The following is a 2,442-nucleotide window of genomic DNA, read 5'->3' as shown; positions in this document are numbered from 1 at the left end:
CCCCGCCCCCACCGGCTGCGCCTACGCCGTCGTCAGCACCGGCACGCTCGCAGGCGCCGTCGAGACCAACACCGTGTACGACAGACCCGACGCCGCCACCGCCTGGGAGAACGGCCGCCTGTGGCGGCAGACCCTCCGCCGCGACGGCTACACCAAGACCCAGCTCACCTGCGGACAGTGGACCCACCGCGCCACCGGGGCCACGGAGAACGACACCGAGCCACTGCCGTACGCGACCGTCGTCGTCACCCGCGACCGCAACGGCGACGGCACCGCCGACTGGCAGGACGCCGCCATCGCCTTCCGCGACATCATGACCGACCCGCCCGGCGCCGACGGACAACACCTGCGCGTCGTCCCCCACATCCCCTTCAACTTCGCCAGCCAGGCCACCAACCCCTTCCTCGCCACCCTCGACCACGTCAAACGCATCGCCCTGGCCACCGACGGACTGCGCCAGTTCACCCTCCTCAAGGGCTACCAGTCCGAAGGCCACGACTCCGCCCACCCCGACTACGGCGGCAACCACAACCAGCGCGCCGGAGGACTCGCCGATCTCAACACCCTGCTCCGCGCGGGCAGGAAGTGGAACAGCGACTTCGCCGTCCACGTCAACACCACCGAGGCGTATCCCGTCGCCCGCGCCTTCCGCCGGGAACTCGTCGACGCGGACAACCCCCAGTGGGACTGGCTCGACCAGTCGTACCGCATCGACGCCCGCCGCGACCTCCTCTCCGGCGACATCGTCCGCCGCTTCCGGCAGCTGCGCGACGAGACCGACCCCGCCCTCACCACCCTCTACATCGACGTCTACCGCGAATCCGGCTGGACCTCCGACCGCCTCCAACGCGAACTGCGCGCCCAGGGCTGGCACATCACCACCGAATGGGGCCACGGACTCGAACGCTCCAGCCTCTGGTCCCACTGGGCCACCGAGACCGACTACGGCCCCGACACCTCACGCGGCATCAACTCCCGGCTCATCCGCTTCATCCGCCACCACCAGAAGGACGTCTTCGCCGACAAATGGCCCCTGCTCGGCACCGCCCGGCTCGGCACCTTCGAAGGCTGGCAGGGCAAGACCGACTGGGCCCCCTTCCACCGGCAGATCTGGACCGACAACCTCCCCGCCAAATACCTCCAGGCCTTCCCCATCCGCACCTGGGAGGACCACCGCATCACCTTCGAAGGCCCCACCCGCACCCTCGTCACCGACACGGACGGCACCCGCCGCATCACCACCGACGACCGCACCGTCTACGACAACGGCGCCTACCTCCTGCCCTGGGAACCCCGTCACGCCACCGACCCCGCCAAGCTCTACCACTACAACCCGCACGGCGGCCGCACCCGCTGGACCCTGCCCCGCGGCTGGTCCCGGCAGCACACCACCGTCCTCCACCGCCTCACCGACCACGGCCGCACCGACCCCCGCGAACTGCCCGTCCACGACGGCACCGTCACCATCGACGCCGACCCGGGGCAGCCCTACGTCCTCACCCGCCACCGCGACGACACCACCGGCCTCCCCGCCGACCCGCACTGGGGCGAAGGCACACCCCTGCACGACCCCGGCTTCCATTCCGGCACCCTCGACGGCCGGCACGTCACCGGACCCGCCACCGTCACCCTCAGCCCCCTCGGAGACCCCGAACTCGTCATCGGCCCTGGCGGAGCGGCAGGCGTCAGCCAGCGCCTCACCCGCCTCCGTCCCGGCGACTACGCGGCCTCCGTCCAGGTCGAGGTCGGCGCCACCGCGGGGGAGCGGCGCCGCGCGGCCCTGGAGATCCGCACCGCCGACGGCGTCACCGCCACCAACTGGACGGACACCTCCACCGCCGTCAACCACGTCGCCGCCGACCGCAAACACGGCACCCGCTTCCAACGCATGTTCACCCGCTTCACAGTCCCTTCCGGAGGTGGACCCGTCACCCTCGCCCTCACCGCCGCCGCGGGCACGGCTCGCGTACGCTTCGACGCCGTACGCGTCGTCCCCTGCCCCCGCGGCCCCGACCGCGGCGCACTGGTGCACGAGGATTTCGAATACGTCCCCCAGGGCTGGGGCCCCTTCGTCAAAGGCGACGCGGGCGGCGCCACCGACCCCCGCACCCACATCGCCCAGCGGCACGCCCCCTACACCCAGCGCGGCTGGAACGGCAAAGCCGTCGACGACGTCATCGACGGCACACAGTCCCTGAAGTCGCGCGGCGAGAACCAGGGCGTCGTCTACCGCACCGTTCCCCACACGGTGCGCTTCGCTCCTGGGCACCGTTACCGCGTGACGTTCCGCTACGAGAACGAGACGGCGGAGCAGTACGCGTGGATCACTGCCGTCGACGAACCGGCGAGCCGTGAGCTTGTGCGCACCCCCTTGCCGCGGTCCGTCCGGCCTGCCGCTCACAGCTATGTCTTCACCGCGCCTGGGGTGGGGGAGGCATGGGT

General features: G+C 71.3%; 1 protein-coding gene. It reads left to right on the top strand.

Features of this window, described 5'->3' with window-relative positions:
- Positions 1-2,442, top strand: a 2,442-nt coding sequence (locus tag K6I34_RS35645) for an endo-alpha-N-acetylgalactosaminidase family protein (RefSeq protein ID WP_229332177.1), incomplete at both ends; no start/stop codon positions are given.

It is taken from the genome of Streptomyces sp. UNOC14_S4 (assembly GCF_020740835.1).
Taxonomy (GTDB): domain Bacteria; phylum Actinomycetota; class Actinomycetes; order Streptomycetales; family Streptomycetaceae; genus Streptomyces.
This window is presented reverse-complemented; position numbering and strand designations above follow the sequence as displayed.